This window comes from Litorimonas sp. WD9-15 (assembly GCF_050271975.1).
Classification (GTDB): Bacteria; Pseudomonadota; Alphaproteobacteria; order Caulobacterales; family Maricaulaceae; genus Litorimonas.
Genome location: NZ_CP189850.1, coordinates 1,448,959 through 1,466,021 on the forward strand (window position 1 = coordinate 1,448,959; position 17,063 = coordinate 1,466,021).

Annotated in this window: 18 protein-coding genes and 2 tRNA genes; 13 read left to right on the forward strand and 7 right to left on the reverse strand. The window is 55.1% G+C overall.

Annotation, left to right across the window (positions count from 1 at the left end; translation table 11 throughout):
• The first annotated feature begins 52 nt into the window (after positions 1 to 52).
• From lepB to ACP9M6_RS06640, 6 genes are read left to right on the forward strand one after another with little or no spacing between them, the layout of a single operon-like run.
• A complete protein-coding gene (gene lepB, locus ACP9M6_RS06615; protein ID WP_427454628.1) occupies positions 53 to 838 on the forward strand; it encodes a signal peptidase I in 786 nt (261 codons plus the stop codon).
• A gap of 31 nt (positions 839 to 869) precedes the next feature.
• Positions 870 to 1,442, forward strand: a complete 573-nt coding sequence (locus ACP9M6_RS06620) for a histidine phosphatase family protein (RefSeq protein ID WP_427454629.1) — start codon at positions 870 to 872, stop codon at positions 1,440 to 1,442.
• The gene (locus ACP9M6_RS06625) at positions 1,439 to 1,669 is read left to right on the forward strand and encodes an exodeoxyribonuclease VII small subunit (RefSeq protein WP_427454630.1); all 231 of its coding nucleotides are present in this window, start codon (positions 1,439 to 1,441) and stop codon (positions 1,667 to 1,669) included. Before ACP9M6_RS06620 ends, ACP9M6_RS06625 begins: the two co-directional genes overlap by 4 nt.
• A complete protein-coding gene (locus ACP9M6_RS06630) occupies positions 1,669 to 2,580 on the forward strand; it encodes a polyprenyl synthetase family protein (RefSeq protein WP_427454631.1) in 912 nt (303 codons plus the stop codon). The genes ACP9M6_RS06625 and ACP9M6_RS06630 overlap by 1 nt, the downstream gene beginning before the upstream one ends.
• Positions 2,581 to 2,605: 25 nt before the next feature.
• Positions 2,606 to 4,531 carry a 1-deoxy-D-xylulose-5-phosphate synthase gene (dxs, locus tag ACP9M6_RS06635; RefSeq protein WP_427454632.1) on the forward strand — a complete coding sequence of 642 codons (1,926 nt, stop codon included), beginning with the start codon at positions 2,606 to 2,608 and terminating at the stop codon, positions 4,529 to 4,531.
• A gap of 48 nt (positions 4,532 to 4,579) precedes the next feature.
• Positions 4,580 to 5,302, forward strand: a complete 723-nt coding sequence (locus ACP9M6_RS06640; RefSeq protein WP_427454633.1) for a TlyA family RNA methyltransferase — start codon at positions 4,580 to 4,582, stop codon at positions 5,300 to 5,302.
• A gap of 32 nt (positions 5,303 to 5,334) precedes the next feature.
• Here the strand turns inward: ACP9M6_RS06640 and ACP9M6_RS06645 are convergent, their stop codons facing one another.
• From ACP9M6_RS06645 to aroC, 5 genes are all read right to left on the reverse strand, one after another.
• Positions 5,335 to 5,994, reverse strand: a complete 660-nt coding sequence (locus tag ACP9M6_RS06645; protein WP_427454634.1) for a glycine zipper 2TM domain-containing protein — start codon at positions 5,992 to 5,994, stop codon at positions 5,335 to 5,337.
• Between the two features lie 258 nt (positions 5,995 to 6,252).
• A complete protein-coding gene (locus ACP9M6_RS06650) occupies positions 6,253 to 7,767 on the reverse strand; it encodes a YMGG-like glycine zipper-containing protein (protein WP_427454635.1) in 1,515 nt (504 codons plus the stop codon).
• 306 nt (positions 7,768 to 8,073) lie between these two features.
• The gene (locus ACP9M6_RS06655) at positions 8,074 to 8,793 is read right to left on the reverse strand and encodes a hypothetical protein (RefSeq protein WP_427454636.1); all 720 of its coding nucleotides are present in this window, start codon (positions 8,791 to 8,793) and stop codon (positions 8,074 to 8,076) included.
• A 124-nt stretch (positions 8,794 to 8,917) separates the two neighbouring features.
• Positions 8,918 to 10,009 carry an alpha/beta hydrolase gene (locus ACP9M6_RS06660; RefSeq protein WP_427454637.1) on the reverse strand — a complete coding sequence of 364 codons (1,092 nt, stop codon included), beginning with the start codon at positions 10,007 to 10,009 and terminating at the stop codon, positions 8,918 to 8,920.
• A gap of 55 nt (positions 10,010 to 10,064) precedes the next feature.
• Positions 10,065 to 11,138 carry a chorismate synthase gene (gene aroC / locus ACP9M6_RS06665; protein ID WP_427454638.1) on the reverse strand — a complete coding sequence of 358 codons (1,074 nt, stop codon included), beginning with the start codon at positions 11,136 to 11,138 and terminating at the stop codon, positions 10,065 to 10,067.
• Positions 11,139 to 11,271: 133 nt separating this feature from the next.
• Between aroC and ACP9M6_RS06670 the strand changes: the two genes are divergently transcribed.
• The 5 genes from ACP9M6_RS06670 to ACP9M6_RS06690 all read left to right on the forward strand — a co-directional run bounded on the left by ACP9M6_RS06670 (position 11,272) and on the right by ACP9M6_RS06690 (position 14,974).
• Positions 11,272 to 12,672, forward strand: a complete 1,401-nt coding sequence (locus ACP9M6_RS06670) for a metallophosphoesterase (protein ID WP_427454639.1) — start codon at positions 11,272 to 11,274, stop codon at positions 12,670 to 12,672.
• Positions 12,673 to 12,794: 122 nt separating this feature from the next.
• Positions 12,795 to 13,763 (forward strand): malate dehydrogenase, encoded by a 969-nt coding sequence (gene mdh / locus ACP9M6_RS06675; protein WP_427454640.1) that lies wholly within the window; start codon positions 12,795 to 12,797, stop codon positions 13,761 to 13,763.
• A 26-nt stretch (positions 13,764 to 13,789) separates the two neighbouring features.
• Positions 13,790 to 13,866: transfer RNA gene (locus tag ACP9M6_RS06680), tRNA-Met, on the forward strand.
• Positions 13,867 to 13,991: 125 nt separating this feature from the next.
• On the forward strand, positions 13,992 to 14,267 hold the full coding sequence (locus tag ACP9M6_RS06685) for a hypothetical protein (RefSeq protein WP_427454641.1): 276 nt from the start codon (positions 13,992 to 13,994) through the stop codon (positions 14,265 to 14,267).
• Positions 14,268 to 14,350: 83 nt separating this feature from the next.
• Positions 14,351 to 14,974 carry a calcium-binding protein gene (locus tag ACP9M6_RS06690; protein ID WP_427454642.1) on the forward strand — a complete coding sequence of 208 codons (624 nt, stop codon included), beginning with the start codon at positions 14,351 to 14,353 and terminating at the stop codon, positions 14,972 to 14,974.
• A gap of 8 nt (positions 14,975 to 14,982) precedes the next feature.
• On the opposite strand, the gene ACP9M6_RS06695 is transcribed toward ACP9M6_RS06690, so the two are convergent.
• Positions 14,983 to 15,069, reverse strand: a tRNA-Ser gene (locus tag ACP9M6_RS06695).
• Between the two features lie 289 nt (positions 15,070 to 15,358).
• Here ACP9M6_RS06695 and ACP9M6_RS06700 point away from each other — a divergent pair.
• Complete coding sequence (locus ACP9M6_RS06700) at positions 15,359 to 15,733, forward strand: DUF2141 domain-containing protein (RefSeq protein ID WP_427454643.1); 375 nt, start codon at positions 15,359 to 15,361, stop codon at positions 15,731 to 15,733.
• A 66-nt stretch (positions 15,734 to 15,799) separates the two neighbouring features.
• Here the strand turns inward: ACP9M6_RS06700 and ACP9M6_RS06705 are convergent, their stop codons facing one another.
• A complete protein-coding gene (locus ACP9M6_RS06705; protein ID WP_427454644.1) occupies positions 15,800 to 16,516 on the reverse strand; it encodes a LytTR family DNA-binding domain-containing protein in 717 nt (238 codons plus the stop codon).
• 152 nt (positions 16,517 to 16,668) lie between these two features.
• Here ACP9M6_RS06705 and ACP9M6_RS06710 point away from each other — a divergent pair, with 152 nt between their 5' ends.
• Positions 16,669 to 17,061: a DUF2306 domain-containing protein gene (locus ACP9M6_RS06710; RefSeq protein WP_427454645.1), complete on the forward strand. Its 393-nt coding sequence runs from the start codon at positions 16,669 to 16,671 to the stop codon at positions 17,059 to 17,061.
• Positions 17,062 to 17,063: the final 2 nt, after the last annotated feature.

Consider the following 17,063-nt stretch of genomic DNA (forward strand, 5'->3'; position numbering starts at 1 on the left):
CCAACCGCAAAATATAGTTGAAAGCGTTGGGACCATCGCGCACATCCACGTCATGTCAGAAAAGATTGAAAATCCTGAGACAGAAGAGGCAGACGTTGAGGAGAAACCCTCACCGGGCCAATGGCTGTGGAGTGAGTTCAAATTCTTCGCAAAACTCTTTGCCGTCATCATTGCCTTTCTCACACTTGTCTGGGGCCATTTCAAAATCCCGAGCGAGTCGATGCAGCCGACATTAGAAGTCGGCGATCATCTCTATGTCTCGAAATTCGCCTATGGCTATTCTAAACATTCGCTGCCTTATCTCTTGCACAACTTGCCCCTGCCGGAGGGTCGTATCTTTTCTCGCTTACCCGAACGCGGGGACATCGTTGTCTTCCGCAATCACAAAACGGGCATGGTGATGATTAAGCGCACGATTGGGCTACCGGGAGATAAGATTCAGATGCGGCGTGGACAGCTCTATATCAACGATGAGCTTGTCGCGCGTAACAAGGTCGAGACCCGTGTTTATCTTGATCATCCGAGACAGCGTCAGGTCAAAGTAGATGTCTATGAACAGTCTTTGCCGGGATCAGAGGACGTGTTCCTGATATACGAGCAAACAGATCGCGGAAATCTGGATGACACAGAGGCCTTTATTGTTCCGGACGAGCACCTGTTCTTCATGGGGGATGGCCGGGATAATTCCACGGATAGCCGGTCGCGTATCGGGCTGGGTGTTGTCCCGATGAATAATGTCATGGGCCGCGCTGACCGAATGATGTTCAGCTTTAAACGTTGTGACCGCGATCTCGAATTTTATTGCCCGCCCAAGGGTCGTTGGATGGAAAAACTCTAGTCTCTGCGACAAACTGCCTGTATCGCACCTTATGTCCGAAGACGTTATCATACTTGTCCGTCACGGAAAGCCTGCGCTCTCGCGCAAGGTCCGTCTCAGCTCGCGCGAATATCGCGACTGGTGGGCGCGATATGACGAAGGTGGGATTGTGCCCAATCAGAAGGTCCCGAAAAAGGTCAGGAAGTGGGCAGAGAAAGCAGATGTCTTTTATTCGTCTCCCCTGCGTCGTGCGATCGAATCTCTGCGACTGGCTGCAGGGCGGGAACCGGATGTGATTTTAGCGGATCTTGTTGAGGCCCCACTGCCATCGCCGCCAATCCCGCTGAAACTCCGCCCTAAAAGTTGGGGGACGTGGTCGCGCGTCGTCTGGTTTATCGGCTGGTCCGACGGTATGGAGAGCCACGGCACAGCCCGCGCGCGCGCGAACGCCGCCGCGAAAACGCTGGGTGACGCGGCAGCGGGCGGAAAAGTCGTTTATGTCTCCGGTCACGGGTGGTTTAACCGCATGGTCAAGGGATCTTTGATGAAGCAGGGGTGGAAATGCGCGTCGCAAAATGGTGATCTCCATTGGAATCACCGCAAGATGGTCAGGACGACAAAATGAGTGACATAAAAGATATGAGTTTCGAGGACGCCCTCAAAGAACTCGAAGGGATCGTGGACCGCCTCGAGCGAGGCGATGCCCCGTTAGAGGAATCTATCGACATCTATCAACGCGGCGCAAAGTTGAAAGCGCATTGCGAAGGCAAGCTGAAATCCGCGCAGATGAAGGTCGAGAAAATCGTCCTGGACGGGAAGGGCGCGGCGAGTACGGAAGCGTTCGATAATTAATGCCACTCGCCGCTCTCTCTAACTCTACAACACCTGATTTCCCGACGCGTTTGCGCGAGGTCGCGACTCTGGTTGAGTCGCGTCTGGACCAACTTCTTCCGCAACCCACCGGCCATCAATCCGTGATCTATGACGCCGCGCGTTACGCTGCGCTGGGTGGGGGGAAACGTCTGCGCCCGTTCCTCGTCGTGGAAACCGCCCGCATGTTGGGCGGTGACATTGAGGCGGCGCTGACCGTCGGCTGTGCGCTGGAATGTCTCCACGTCTACAGTCTCGTCCATGACGATCTGCCCTGTATGGATGATGATGATCTACGTCGCGGGAAGCCGACTGTGCATAAAGCTTATGACGAGGCGATTGCCGTCCTTGCGGGGGATGCGCTGCTCACGCGGAGTTTCGGTATTCTCGGCGAACTGGACATAGACCCGCTCATCCGTGCAACACTCGTAACAGAACTTGCCATTTCCGGCGGTATGTCCGGTATGATTGGCGGACAGGTTGTTGATATTACTGTCGCCGAGGGCGAACGCGATGAGGCCCTCATCACGGAACTTCAAGCCATGAAAACCGGCGCGTTAATTGATTTTGCCGTGCGGGCGGGAGGATATGTCTCAGGCGCAAGTGCAGAGCAGCTTGCCGCGCTGTCCGGCTATGCAACTGACATGGGGCTCGCTTTTCAGATTCAGGACGATATCCTCGATGTGACAGGCGATGCGGAGACTGTGGGCAAGGCCGTCGGCAAAGATGCAAATCTAGGAAAGGCCACATTCGTATCTATTTTAGGCCTCGAAGGTGCGCGAAAGCGGGCGCAGGACTTGGGCGAACGGGCGATGAATCACCTTGAACCCTGGGGTAAAGATGCGCAAACTTTGCGCGAGACTGTGGACTTTGTGTTGGAACGTCAGCACTAAGCCGCGAACAAGGATTTTAGGGCGCATGCCCGAGGATAATATGTCTAAAACACCGCTTCTCGATACCGTCAAAATTCCGGCCGATATGAAAGGCTTTTCGCGCGACCAGCTCAAGCAACTCGCCGATGAAGTCCGCACAGAGGTCATCGATGCCGTCTCTGTTACGGGCGGGCATTTGGGCGCGGGTCTGGGCGTGGTCGAGTTGACCGTCGCCATTCATGCGGTGTTCGATACGCCGGATGACAAGCTGATCTGGGACGTGGGCCATCAATGTTACCCGCATAAAGTCCTGACGGGACGTCGCGACCGGATCCGCACCCTGCGCAAGGGCGGTGGCCTGTCCGGTTTCACGAAACGCGCAGAATCTGAGTATGATCCCTTTGGCGCAGCACATAGCTCGACCTCGATTTCCGCAGGGATGGGCTTTGCCACGGCCCGCGATCTGGATGGTCGGAATAATCACATCATCTCGGTGATCGGCGACGGGTCCATCACGGCGGGTATGGCCTATGAAGCCATGAACAATGCGGGCGCCACGGATTCGCGCCAGATTGTCATCCTGAACGATAATGATATGTCTATTGCCCCGCCTGTCGGTGCGATGAGCCATCTCCTCTCCCGCACAGTTAGCAGTGGCGGTTATCAAACGCTCCGCTCTGCCGCGAAATCCGCCATCGCCAATGCCCCGCGCCCGATTAAGACGACCGCCAAACGCGCCGAAGAATATACGCGCGGTATGTTTATGGGCGGAACGTGGTTCGAAGAACTCGGCTTCTATTATGTCGGACCCGTGGACGGACATGACCTTGATGCGCTCGTCCCTGTTTTGGAAAATGTGAAGAAGATGAAGGAGGGCCCGGTCCTCATTCACGTGGTCACGCAAAAGGGGAAGGGCTACGCCCCCGCCGAGAACTCCGCCGATAAATATCACGGCGTCTCGAAATTCAACGTCGTCACGGGTGAACAGTCTAAAGCCAAAGCCAATGCGCCGAGCTATACCAAAGTCTTCGCCGAGAGCCTGATTTCAGAGGCGCGCAAGGACGACAAAATTGTCGGTATCACGGCGGCCATGCCGGGCGGGACGGGCATGAAAGAATTCGGACAGGTCTTCCCTGACCGTATGTTCGATGTCGGCATCGCCGAACAACATGCCGTGACTTTTGCGGGCGGCCTCGCGGCGGATGGGTACAAACCGTTCTGCGCGATTTATTCGACCTTCCTGCAACGCGGTTATGACCAAGTTGTGCATGATATTGCGCTGCAAAATCTGCCCGTGCGTTTCGCGATGGACCGGGCGGGCCTCGTCGGGGCAGATGGCCCAACCCATGCGGGTGCGTTTGATATTGCCTATCTCGGCTGCCTGCCGAATATGGTCCTTATGGCGGCTGCGGATGAAAACGAGCTCGCGCGGATGGTCGCAACGGCGGTCGCCCGCGATGACGGTCCGACAGGGTTCCGATATGCGCGCGGTGAAGCCACAGGCATCGGGATTGATCCCAACCCGCAACCGCTCGAAATCGGCAAAGGTCGAATTTTACGTGAAGGCACCCGTGTCGCTATATTTTCCTATGGGACACGTCTCGCGGAAGCGATGGCAGCGGCGGAACAACTCGAAACACTCGGCCTGTCGACCACGGTCGCGGATGCGCGGTTTGCTAAGCCGCTCGACACAGACCTGCTCTGCCGTCTCGCAGATGAACATGAAGTCCTCATAACGATTGAAGAGGGATCTGTGGGCGGGTTCGGCGCGTTCTGTCTCCACGCTCTGGCCGATGCCGGACGCCTGGATAATGGCGTCAAAATCCGCACCATGACCCTTCCCGATCTATATATCGACCAAGACAGCCCCGCCCTGATGTATAAGCAAGCCGGACTGGATGCAGATGCCATTGTTGAAAAAGTGTTCGAGGTCATTGGCCGTGATGTGGCCGGAATGCAGGGATTGGCTTAATAAACCCTCCCTCTATGGGAGAAGGAAAGTACTGTTTGATATCTCCCCATGCGTGCTGACCAATATCTGACCCTTCACAAACATTACGACTCCCGTGCGCGGGCGCAGGCGGCGATTAAGGCCGGCTTAGTTATTGTGAATGGACGCACGCTCAAAAAGCCGTCCGAGAAGATTGCGGAGGGCGCGTCTGTTTCTGCAGGACGGGAACATCCTTGGGTCTCACGGGGGGGGATGAAACTGGACCATGCGCTGAAAACATTTGGCGTAGATGTGATGGGGCGGACGGGGCTGGACGTTGGATCCTCAACAGGCGGCTTTTCGCAAGTCCTCGTCTCGCGCGGGGCGTCCAAAGTCTATGCCGTGGATGTCGGCCATGGACAGTTGCACCGTGATTTACACGGCGAACCGCACATTCTCTCTATGGAAGGGCGGGACGCCCGCACGCTCTCTCCGACTGACTTTGATCCTGCGCCGGATATTGTCGTGTGTGATGCGAGTTTTATTTCCGCGATGAAGGTCCTCGAAATCCCCCTGCGTTTGGCTGCACCGACCGCAGACCTCATCACCCTCGTGAAGCCGCAATTCGAAGTCGGGAAAGTTGGTCTTGGCAAAGGCGGCCTCGTCAAAACCGAAGAGCTTGGTCTACGTGCGCTGGACGATGTGAAACGCTGGACCATTGCGCAGGGCTGGCGGGTGGTTGCGACCGACCTCTCGCCGATCAAGGGCGGGTCCGGCAATACGGAATACCTGCTTCACGCACGGCGCCCATAAAAACCCCGCTGAAAAAGCGGGGTCTAGAGAGCCTAGTGGCCACGGCGTCGATAATGACGCTGATGTCCGCGGTTACGATGTCGTAAGTTGCGGTTTGAATATCCGCGATTGCGATATCCCCGATTCCGATATCCACGATTGCCCGTATTAATATTAATCGAAATCCCCGTGCGCGGGGCGCGGTAATAGGGATTATAGGCCGGACGGTGATAGGAATAAGACGGCGCGCGATAAGTCGTCGTCGTATAAGTCCGCGTTGGGTAATTATAATATCCCTGCGGCGCATAACCCTGATTATAATAGGTTTGTGCGGGCTGCTGATAATAGCCGCCATTATTATAGTAACCCGTTTGCGGGTTGTAATAACCGCCGCGATGCTGGGTCTGGTAGTAACCACCATTACTGTGATAGCCGCGGTTGCTGCTGCCGTCGCTGGCAATCGCTGCGCCTGCGACACCCCCAATCACAGCGCCAAGGACGGAGCCTTCCGTACGTGCGCCATTGCCGGCAAGCTGGCTGCCGAGGACGCCGCCTGCAATGGCACCAATCGCCCCGCCGAGTAGTTGGTCATCGCCATTACTTTGGTGACGGTGTTGATAGCCATTATCATGGGCTGAGGCGGGCGCGGCAAAGCTGACGGCGGTGGCCGCCATGATAATCGCGGCTGATTTAAAAGTCGTGGAAAAACGCATAACAGGGTCCTTTCGTCCAAAACGGCAGATATAACACTGCCGTGCGTTCTGGATGGTACCGTCTCCCTACAGACGTTGAGCTGTACCTAGTCTTAATGACTTATAAACGTATGACAAAAAGTGGTGGATTTTGCAAATCCGGAACTGAGTCCCGTTTACATGCGAAAAACGCCCCGCCTTTCGACGGAGCGCTCTGCACGCGTTAGGACAATGTGGGGTAGCCCGTCCCGCGAACTTTCGGTTCAGCCCGATTGTACTTTAGTGGGGGTTTTTACAGGTCGCCGCATCGTGGCGGTAACCTGGAATAACGCGCCCAGTTTCATCATACATCCTTTTTCCGTCGCCATAGCAATACTCTCCGCCTGTTATGGTTTCCTCAATGATAACGGCAGGGCTCTCATCCAAACAAACAGAGCCGTTATAATAGGTGCCAGTCGGACATGTCGGTGTGACAGGTGTAGACGGAACATAAACCGGTGCCTGCTCAACAATGCGGACCGGCGCTTCGCAGGTACCATTACCCAGATCGGTTGTACCCGCGGGACAGGCTTGGTTGACGACGATCGGTGCGCTGCCGAGAATCGTCTTGGGCGGTTCCTGACAGGTCCCGTTGCCGAGATCTGTTGTGCCCGCGGGACAGGCGGAAGGGATAACAATCGGCGCCGCACCCATCACTGTTTTCGCGGGTTCCTGACATGTGCCATTGCCCATATCCGTCGTTCCGGCGGGGCAAGTGGCGGGAATGACAATAGGAGCTGCGCCCATGACTGTTTTCGGAGGTTCTTGGCAAGTGCCGTTTCCGAGGTCCGTTGTGCCTGCGGGGCAGCTCTGTGGAATAACAATCGGGGCTGCGCCTAAGATTGTGCGGGCAGGTTCCTGACAGGTCCCATTGCCCATATCCGTTGTGCCTGTGGGACAGCTTGAGGGAATAACTGTTGGCGCTGGCGCCCGTACAACACGTGGCGCACTGAGGCAGGACCCATCGGATTGTTGTGTTGTCCCGGACGGGCAGGGCTGATCAACAACCACACGCTCGCGACGAACGATCTCCGGCTCGACGCGAATACGCTGGCGGATGACGCGGGTTTGTACCGGCTGCACGCGCGGCGTCGTGTAGGTTGTGACGGGAATGACCGGACCTGCCACATAGCCACCGGGGACATATTGCGGCGCAGGCGCATGGGCAGGCGCGCCACGGTAAGCTTGTCCGCGATATGTGCCGGGCAGGGTTACATTATAATTTGCAGCAGGCGCTGCATATCCGCCGCCATAAGCACCATAAGGCGCGGGTGCACCGTAAACGGGACCGCCGCTATAGCGTGCATTGGACCGTCCATTTGCGCTGCGGTTAGAGAGCGAATATCCGGCGAGGCCGCCAAGGACTGCACCAATCGCCGTGCCTTCTTCGCGCTGGCCTGAGCCTGCAAGATTGGACCCAATCGCGCCGCCAAGACCGGCACCAATCGCGGTTCCCGCCAGATTGCGTCCGTTAAAACCCGGGTTAAACTGTCCGGCATAAGGGTTGCCGTAATAACTTGATTGCGAATTGCCGTAGGCTGCGCCTGCCAAACCGCCTGCCAGTGCACCAATGGCCGCGCCTTCTGTGCGATTGCCGGACGGTGCGACTTGGGAGCCGATGACACTGCCAAGGCCTGCCCCAACCGTGCCGCCCAGGACTGTATTGTTGTCGAGGCCGCCAATCAGTTGGGCGGACGCCGTCGCGGGGAAAAAGGCCACTGTCGCAATGGCGGCTGTCGAAAGTAAAAATTTCATGTCTTCAGGCTCCTGTCGTGCCAACCCGTCTTCTGAAACGGATTTGTCTTTGAGGGAGCCGAAAATTCCGACGATCCCACCATTTTTCGGTTTGGCCTGCTTATGTGCAAGTCTCGCGCCGCATTCGGTTTTACTCTAGCATAAATTCAAGGGTGTTCCCAAAAACCTTCGCCTGTCACGGGAATCGCAAATGAAAAAGCCCGACCTACGAGATGCAGGCCGGGCTATTAGGTCCACTGGAAGGCTCCCCAAGCGGGAAGTTTTTGGAGGTCCACCAGGTCCCGTTAGGGACAAGACCCGGTGGCTCTAATGTCCGTCATAACACAGGTTCCGCGAGGAGCCGTGATAGTGACCGCGACGGGTTTGCTGGCGATAGTCGTCGCGGCGGTAATCCGTGCGGCGGTAATCATTCCGACCGGCGCCGTATTTCTTGATCCGTCGCTTCTCGCGCTTCAATTGATCCAGGCGGTAGCCATTGGCCTCAATCGCACGACGCAGGTCCGGACGATATCCACGGGAATATTTCAGCTCGCGCTTCAGACGATCACCTTCATAACGGGTCCGCTCAATCTCGCGTTTGACACGCTCCAGCGGGTCGACGCGATAGCCACGGTTATAACCGTAATCATTATGCGTCGTGTGGCGACGGTGGCTTTTATGTCCGACGGTTTGGACCCGGGCATTGTTGTTGCCGTAAGTCGTGCGGGTCGGGTACTGGTTTGTCGTCCGGTAGCGCTTGTCGGTTTTCTCGCAATCATTTGCGCCGTCACCGATAGCTGCACCGGCGATGCCGCCGATAATCGCACCGAGGATGGCGCCTTCGGTCTTGTCACCGCGGCCGGCGATTTCTTCGCCGATCACTGTGCCGAGAGAGCCGCCGACGACACCGCCAAGAATGGCGTTTTCTGTATCGGCGCAATTCTTGTTATAGGAATTGCCAGCGAAAGCAGTGGCGGGGAGGGCGAATGTTGCCGCAGCCAGCGTGACTGCAGCGAGGGCCGTTTTGACTGTTTTAGTTTTGGTCATCAGGTTTCTCCTGTCTAGGCTACGGTTGGGAAGATGCCCGTCCGATGAAACCTATTTAGGAGAGTGGATTTGAACCAACCCTGATTTCAAAATTCATTCTCAGTTCAGATAAAATTAAGTGTCTTTAGCCGTTTAAATGCGCGTTCAAAAAATCACCGACACCATCCAAGGCCTGATTGGCCTCGGGGATTTTATCGTCGAAAATCGGCCAGACATGCGGTAAGCCGCCCGCCCAGTTTTGGAAGGTAGCGGATGACCCTGCGGCTTCCATTTTCGCCGTATAGCGCGCCCCGTCATCATACAGGACTTCCTCTTGCGCCGCGAGAATGAGCGTGGGCGGGAGGTTCGAGAGGTCATCAAAGATGGGCGATTGATCCGGGTCTGCAGGGTTCATACCGGAATGGCGCTTCATGGCGGGCAGCAGAATGATGCGCGGGATTTTCATGAGTTTACCCAAAAGCGGCTTCAACATTAAATCTGTTTCCAGATTCGATTTCAGGGATGGGGAAGACAATGTGCCGTCCACACCCGGAGAGAACGCGATGACCGCATCAGGTTTCCTTGCCGCGTTTTCACGGGACCAGTTCGAGAGCATCAGTGCCAAATTACCGCCTGCACTGTCCCCGCCAAGAGCCAGAGATTTGGCTTTGGCCGGACCGTCAGGGCCATTTTCCAACACCCAATCATAGGCAACGCGCGAATCCGTGATCGTATCACGACGGGAATTTTCCGGCATGAGACGGTAATTCGGGACGAAGACAGCGGCTTTTGTGCGTTTCGCCAAAGCCACAGAGAGTGGGCGGTGGCTAATGTCGGACCCAACAGTAAACGCGCCGCCATGCATATAGAGAATGCGTTTATCGGGGTCATAGCCTTCGACTAACGTCCAACTGCCCGTCATCGTGTTACCATCGACGTCAATTTCAGCAGGGCGGTACTCGGCTTTTAAGTCTGTACGGGCCAACCCGGCCGTATCGAACCGCTCCCGTTTCGCCTCCCAACCGGATCTCGCCGTGGCAGACACGCCCGGCCCACCAAACATCTCGCGGATATATTGGTTCAAATCGTCCAGCGCTTTGGACGGCTTGGCGACGGCAAAGGGCGCAACCTCGCGATCAAATTCACTGAGATCAGCCCCTGCAAGTTTGCGGCTGCGAAGATAAAGATAGGTAAAGAGCACGAGAATGAGGACCAATAGAGCGAGGAGATATGACATGCCTCCCCGCTAACGGTCTTAGCGTGTGACGTCCAGCCTCTGCTATGCAGTCGCCCTATGCGCCAACCTGCCCACGATGGCGGAGCATGTGATCCGCCAGCGTTACGGCCATCATAGCCTCAGCGACGGGGACGGCGCGGATGCCGACACAGGGGTCGTGGCGGCCTTTGGTTCTCACGTCGATTTCATTGCCTTTGGCGTCTATGGATTTCACTTCCGTGAGCATGGAGGAGGTCGGCTTAATGGCGAGGCGAGCCGTGACTGTATCGCCATTAGAAATTCCGCCAAGTATTCCGCCGGAATGATTGCTCTGGAAATCGGCCTGTCCGTCTTTCATCCGGATTTCATCGGCGTTCTGGACACCTGACCAGCGGGCGGCCGCAAAACCTGCGCCGATTTCGACACCCTTGGCCGCATTAATAGACATCAGCCCCATGGCGAGATCGCTGTCGAGTTTTCCGTAAACGGGTGCGCCCCAACCAGCGGGAACGCCTGTCGCTTCGACATGGATGACGGCGCCGACTGAATTGCCGTCCTTGCGCACCGCGTCGAGATAGGACTCCCACTCTTTGGCGGCTTTTGCGTCAGGGCACCAGAACGGGTTCTGACTGACCACATCCCAATCCCAGTTTGCGGGATCAATATCTTGATCGCCAATAGAGACAACACAGCCGCGAATTTGAATATTTTCGCCGAGAACTTTGCGTGCAATGGCCCCCGCCGCGACACGGTTCGCAGTCTCCCGCGCCGAACTCCGTCCGCCGCCGCGGTAATCCCGAATGCCGTATTTCGCGTCATAGGTCAGATCCGCATGGCCGGGGCGGTAGCGGTCTTTGATCTCGGAATAATCCCGCGAGCGTTGGTCTGTGTTCTCAATCAAGAGCGAGATCGGGGTCCCCGTTGTCTGGCCTTCAAACACACCCGAGAGAATTTTCACAGCATCGGGTTCCTTGCGTTGGGTGACAAAGCGCGACGTGCCGGGTTTGCGTTGATCGAGGAAGGCCTGAATATCGCTTTCCGTCAGGGGAATGCGCGGCGGACAGCCGTCAACAACACAGCCAATGGCCGGGCCGTGGCTCTCGCCCCATGTTGTGAAGCGGAATAAGTGTCCGAAAGTGTTATGTGACATAAGCGCGTCTTTAGCGGGCAGGGGCGGTGAAGGCTATGCCGGAAATCCGCTCTCTTCCATATTTGCTAAACTCGAAATGTGTTATAAAGATGAAACGCATCGACCAATTCCGGTCTGATATACGGGGCGCAATATGAAACTTCTTTTTACCAGATATCCAAAATCCGTCTTCCGGCAATGGGCAGTCGCATTAACTGTAAGCTTGCTCGTGACAGCCTGTGCCTTACCCGCCGCGTCGCAGTCCTCCGGCAAATTCATGGCGCTGTCCGATATTCATTTCGGCACGGAAGCCGACTCGAAACAATATTGCGGGTGGATGACCGAGACAGATCAAGCGCTTTGGGACGGGGCGCAGACCCAGGCGGGTAAACTCGTGAAGGCGCATCAACCTGATTTCGTGATCTATACGGGCGATCTGCCCGCCCATTGTGACACGCCGACAAACCGGAAGTCCGAGTTTAAAACGACCTTGGATGGTTTGGCGAATATCGTCTCAGGCACCTCCATTCCCGTTCTCTATATGCCGGGCAATAATGATACGGTGGGCGGCGATTATTGCAGCTTTAGCTGGGCGGATTATCCCGGCGGGGCGGACACGACACCTCTGGACTTCGCATCAAAACCGGCTGAATGGCCCGTCTATAATGGCAAGGCGAATATTATCAGTCAGGATGCGGTCCACGGCTATTATTCCGTCTATCCGATGGGCAAACCAGTGGCAGGTGACGTTGGACTGCGCGTTATAGCAATGAATACGGTGATTTTCACAGGCGGTTATAATGGCTGTATGGGGTCCTCTGCACAGGAAGACGCTTCGAACGCGCAACTGAATTGGCTGGCAGGTCAATTGGAGGCGGCCTCAAAAGCCTCTCCACCTGAAAAGGTCATGATCGCGATGCATGTTCCGGCAGGTGTGGATGGGTTTACCGTACCGGAGTTGAACACGCGGCACACGGATTACGCCTATAATTGGACGCGGGACCTGAAATATACAGGCAGTCAAATTAGCGGCGCGTCCGGAGATTGGGTGCAGAAGGTCTTTCTCGATTTGGTCGCAAGTTCCAATTCCGAGATTGTCAGTATTCTGTCCGGTCATACCCATTTGAACGGTATTCGCCGTGTCAATAATTGCGCAGGCGATATGTTGGAACTCAATCTCTCCATTCCCGCCATTACCCATGATCACGGCTCCAACCCCGCGATTAAGATTATCTCCTATGGTGATGATTATGAGCTGACGGAAGACGAGACGTTTTATGCCGAACGCACGGGCAAATACTCTTATGACTGGAGCGGGAATAAGTCGTTCAAATTCTCGACCTATTATGGATGCCCGACAGGGCAGGATTGCACAACATTGCAAAAACGCGTCGCGGCGATTGGTACAGCGGAAGGCGACTACCAGCTCCTCCATGACATGCTGAGTGTCATCGCCGTCAAACCCTATAATCCGCCCGCCGGTCAGAAATCCTATAAACAGGCACTGGACACAAAATGCGTGCCTTATCCATCGCCTTTCGATTCTACGAATTAGAGACATCGACCCGCCAGTATTTTGCGCTTGCCATGCGGGAATGAGAGTCTCGCACCCATTGCCCCCGTGGCCACAGCCCGCTATGGGGCGCGCAAGACTTAACGCCTAATTGGAGACTCTCTATGGCACGCGCGAAAATCGCCCTTATCGGCGCCGGTATGATCGGCGGAACTCTGGCTCACATCGCGGCTCGCGAAGAACTCGGCGATATCGTCCTGTTCGATATCTTTGAAGGCACGGCCAAGGGTAAAGCGCTTGACCTGTCTGAGGCGGCCCCCGTTTTCGGTAAAGATTCCACCATTCGCGGCACGGCGGATTATGCCGATATCGCGGGCGCAGATGTCTGCATCATCACGGCGGGTTTCCCGCGTAAGCCCGGCATGGACCGCTCCGAGCTGATCGGCAAAAACCTCGGCGTCATCAAACAGGTCGCTGAAGGCATTAAAGCTCACGCGCCGAATGCCTTTGTCATCTGTATCACGAATCCGCTCGACGCGATGGTTTGGGCCTTGCAGAAATTCTCCGGCCTTCCGACCAATATGGTTGTCGGCATGGCTGGCGTATTGGACAGTGCACGGTTCCGCTATTTCCTCGCCGATGAATTCGAATGTTCCATTGAAGACGTCCATGCGGCGGTGCTGGGCGGACATGGCGATACAATGGTGCCGCTAACGCGTTACTCCACTGTGAACGGTGTGAACCTGCCGGACCTGATCGATATGGGCTGGACCACACAGGCCGCGATTGACGCCATCGTTGAACGCACCCGCAAGGGCGGCGGCGAAATTGTCAAATTGCTCGGCAATGGTTCGGCCTTTTACGCACCGGCTGAATCCGCGATTGAAATGGCGACCAGCTATCTGCGCGATAAGAAACGTATCCTACCCTGCGCGGTCATGCTCGACGGCGAAATTGCCGATGTCAAAGGCCTCTATGTCGGCGCACCGGCCCAGATCGGTGCAGACGGAATTGAACGGGTCATGCCGCTAAAACTGCGCGAGGACGAGCATGAGATGTTCATGGTGTCGGTCAATGCCGTGAAGAAAATAATAGCGGACTGCCAGGAAATGGAGCCGTCGCTGAAGGATTAGTCTTTTGAGACGGCGACTTTACTGATGCGCGTATAGCTCAGTTGGTTAGAGCCGTCCCTTCATAATGGACAGGTCGCAGGTTCAAATCCTGCTGCGCGTACCATTTAAATTCAAACGGGCCTTCGGGTCCGTTTTTTGTTTTTAACTTCTAGAGGGATAAAAAAAGCTCGGAACTTGTGGGATGCCTCATATCTAAGATAGTCAATCAAGCATTTTAGGAGCGTAATAATGCAAGTTGATTTCACCACAAATTTTAAAACAGACTTTCAGACTTCCATTTTGGCAGACTATTGGCTTTTATTTAATCGGCCTGAGTTTGAAATTTTTGAAACGCTGATATTTTCTCCCGATGTCCTTATTGCAAACATTCCGACCTTCACATCCGCCTTGGTAGAATTTTCGGGCGTTTCTCCATCGAGTGATGTCATTAAGCCTCGAGATGCTGAGAGCCGTATATATGGGGATGATGGGACAATGTACTTGAAGTCTTCACGGGTATCGTAACCGGAGAACCGTTTCCAGATACTCTAATCGTCGCACGTGGCGGTAATGATACGATCAGTGGCGCTGCCAGTGATGACTATATTTTGGGCGGAGCCGGAAATGACCGCATCTTTGGCGGCAGGGGTGATGACTACATGCGGGGTGGATCAGGCGATGACTCTATCCAAAGTAGAACCCGTGACAATGTTGTTTTCGGTGACTCCGGTAATGACAAAATTTTCACAGGCGCGGGCAACGACACTATAGATGGCGGCGCCAATAATGACGCTATTCGCAGCGGACCTGGTGAAGATATTGTATCCGGCGGCAACGGCAATGACCGTATAACAGCGGGTGATGATAATAATATCGTCAATGGTGGCCGCGGCGATGACACACTTCTGGGTGATGCAGGTGATGACATCTTATCCGGCGACGCGGGCACGGACAGTCTAGCAGGTGGTGAGGGCGCAGACATTTTCGTTGTCGGATTAGGTGACGGAATAACGATTATTGAAGATTTCGAAGACGATACAGATTTGCTAGATCTATCAGATTTTTCAGACGCTGAAATCCAAGCGGCACTGGACGGCGCCGTTCAAGACGGATCTGACTCTGTCCTGACCTTAGCCACGGAAGAAATCATACGGCTCGTCAGGTTCGATCTCGAAGACCTCGACGCGGATGATATCCTGAATTTTGAAGGAGACGATGGCGGGATGGTCTAGGCAACCGGAGGACGGGAAGGGATTCGAACCCCCGATGGGCTTGCACCCATACCGGATTTCGAATCCGGCGCTTTCAACCACTCAGCCACCCGTCCATGCCGTGATTGTTCTCTTAAAAGTGTGGCGCGGATAAATCTGTCCGGCGGGAAGGGCAAGTGGAAATTGCGGTCTGTTTCGACCTGATGCGGTTCTTTTTGAAAAAGAATACCAGCGGGGTTGAAACCAAACCGCCCCCTGACACGTTGATAAAATATGACACATGTTAAGACCTTAAATTTTCTCGCCACAACTCTATCGCTCAGCTTCTGTTTCGGGGGGTGCCAGACGGCGGCGTCGCAGCCCGACGTTACGGTCGCGCAACACTCTGAATCGCAGTCTTCGCCAATGTCACAAAACATATCCCGACTTGTTTTAAACGTGACGGGATATGAGGCGGCGACGGGCCAGATGATGGTCGCGCTTTATGCCGACGCTGCCGCTTTTGATGAAGAGGCTGCGCCATTGCGGGACGCGCAAGTCAGAATTGATGGCCCTGAAACGCAAGTGGTCTTTGAGGGCCTGGCCGCCGGGCAATATGCGTTCAAACTCTATCACGATGAGAACGGGAATGGCGAACTGGACATAGGGGCCTTTGGGATACCGACAGAGGATTATTATTTCTCAAATGACGCGTCTGATCCCTTTTCAGCGCCTGAATTTGAAGAGGCTGCTTTTACCTTGGAGGCGGGTGAAGATATCAAAATGATTGACCTGAATTAAGGAGAGTCGTCTTTTACTCACGGTTTGTGCGCTAGGCGGCCGTTAAACAGTCGAACAAGTGAAAGATTAAATCCAGCCGGCCTCTCTCACACGTTTCGCGCCTTCGCGACTGACGGGGACGACTGTGCCGGATTTGATTTGGATGATCGTCTTTCCACTGGATTTTGTAACCGATTCGACGCCTGCTTCGGCGACCCACCAACTGCGGTGTGGTTTTAGCCCGACCAGAGGCGCGGCAAGGTCTTCCGCATCTGTCAACCGCATAAGCAGCATATGCTCGCCCGCTGCCGAGTGAATGCGGACATAATGATCCTCTGAACTAATCGCGTAGAGCGTTGCATCACGAAAACTTGCTGGCAGGCGGTCGAGGAGGGCGGGGCGACTTGGCTCCGGCTCCGTTGAGATATGTCTGCGGCCCGCCAATTGCCCAAAAGCTGTAATGACAATTGCAACAACCCAGATGTAAAACAGGGTCGTGAGAATAGGGCCGAAACCCGAATGTGTGTGGAGATTAAAAACAAATGGCGCGACGGCCAGAGTTGCGCCGGCGGATTGCAATCCGGCCCAAATCAAGACGGATGTGGCTGGCGCTTTCCGACTTAAAATGAAATGTGCCCCCATCGCGCCGAGACCGCCCGCAAGTGTCAGGCCGATCCAATAGATCAACCGGAACGCAACTGAAAAGCTACTCGTACCGAACGGCGCGAGGATGGCCAATACGACGCCCGCAAGAAGCGGGGTGAGCAGGCCTTTTAAAATATGATGTATGGAAACCTGCGGCATTACTGGAGTTCTGGCCTTGTCATTCACGTATCGTGAACGGCGGGAGGTCTTTTTTCAAGTCGGTTCACGAAGGGAAGCTGTGGGTTCGCGTAAACCCGCTGGTGTGAGGGCGAGTGAATCGGTTGAGTGCGATCATCCAAAAGGAGATGATCATGAATATCGAATATTTCACCCAAGCCAGCCTCGCCATTCAAATCCATATGCTGGTCGCCATCGGGGCGTTTTTCCTCGGTGCCTATGTCCTGATGCGGCGTAAGGGAACAAAGGCGCATAAACTGGCAGGCCGAATTTTCGGCCTGCTGATGATCGCGACGGCAACAACCGCGATTTTCATTCGTGACTTGAATGACGGGTCTTTCTCCTGGATTCATATTTTCGTGCCAATCACCTTTATCGGGATGTATCAAATCATCTCCTCCATTCGCAAAGGCGATGTGAAACGCCACCGCCGACATGTTCTGACAATGTATTTTGCCGCGCTCCTCATTCCCGGGTTTTTCGCTTTCATGCCCGGGCGGACAATGTGGATGCTCTTCTTCGCATAGGC